Genomic DNA, 874 nt, shown 5'->3' with positions numbered 1-874 from the left:
AACATGACACTCGCCGCATAACAACACGAACTGGTGTCCACTTCTCGGGGGGAACCCCCCTCCTACATGCAGGGACTCTGCTGGACACCGATGACCTATGCGGTTGAAGCGGCCAGCGGCAGCCAGCCGGGCACGACGTTGATCGTCACCAGCGGTCAGGCCCATCCCAGCAACTGGGTGGGCGTCGAGACGGAGCCCATTCGTCCGGCTCACGTTGCTGCCAGCATTCGAGAGGCACGGGATCAAGGCTGGGATCCAACCCGGGTCGGTTCTCCTTTCCAGCTCGACCGATCCGCAGGATTCATCGCCCAGGCATGAGACAGAGCGGAGTAGGGCGGCGCATCTGGCGCGGCATCATGGCCTGGTGACCACATGGATGCGCTGCTACTGGGACGAGGAAGACACCTGGTTCTACTTCGAGGTCGACGCCGAAGGCTGGGTGATCCGGCAGGTCGAACTCGAAGGGCCAGAGCTGATCCCGATCGCAGCAGCCTCCCTCGCCGAGTGGCAGCGGGCCCGCGACGCGGGCCGCCTCGGTGATTACGACAGCAGATTCGGGATCACTGCCGAGCTGCCCGTCTCGGAATGGGAAGGCCACGACCCCGAACAACTCACCTTCGAGGAGTTCGAGGATGTCTGGGGCTCTGCCCGTCAGCAGATCGCATCCCGGCCCAGCTGACCTCTCGGCGCCGCACTGGTGTGAAGATCGTGGAACTCCAGCGCGACCCGTCGGCAAGATGAACCTCGGCATCGACGTTGCAGACCTCCTCGATCGCCTCGTCCGGTTCCACGAGGAAGAGCACCTGGAAGCCGGCGGCCCGAACCCGGTAATAGGGAGCCTCCCAACCGGCATCAGACACGGCAGCTGTAGTTC

General features: G+C 64.1%; 2 protein-coding genes. Both read left to right on the top strand.

Annotated features, from left to right (window positions below):
• The first annotated feature begins 90 nt into the window (after nt 1-90).
• The gene (locus ACFP2V_RS19495; protein ID WP_381213707.1) at nt 91-318 is read left to right on the top strand and encodes a hypothetical protein; all 228 of its coding nucleotides are present in this window, start codon (nt 91-93) and stop codon (nt 316-318) included.
• Nucleotides 319-376: 58 nt separating this feature from the next.
• Nucleotides 377-679, top strand: coding sequence for a hypothetical protein (locus tag ACFP2V_RS19490; protein ID WP_055592348.1), 303 nt, complete (start codon nt 377-379; stop codon nt 677-679).
• Nucleotides 680-874 lie beyond the last annotated feature (195 nt).

The organism is Streptomyces incanus, from assembly GCF_042656345.1.
In the GTDB taxonomy this organism is placed as follows: Bacteria; Actinomycetota; Actinomycetes; order Streptomycetales; family Streptomycetaceae; genus Streptomyces; species Streptomyces incanus.
This window is presented reverse-complemented; position numbering and strand designations above follow the sequence as displayed.

Bases quoted from the DNA above. Each gene is read 5' to 3' on its own strand.
- ACFP2V_RS19495 (WP_381213707.1), top strand. From the start codon at position 91: ATGACCTATGCGGTTGAAGCGGCCAGCGGCAGCCAGCCGGGCACGACG.
- ACFP2V_RS19490 (WP_055592348.1), top strand. From the start codon at position 377: ATGCGCTGCTACTGGGACGAGGAAGACACCTGGTTCTACTTCGAGGTC.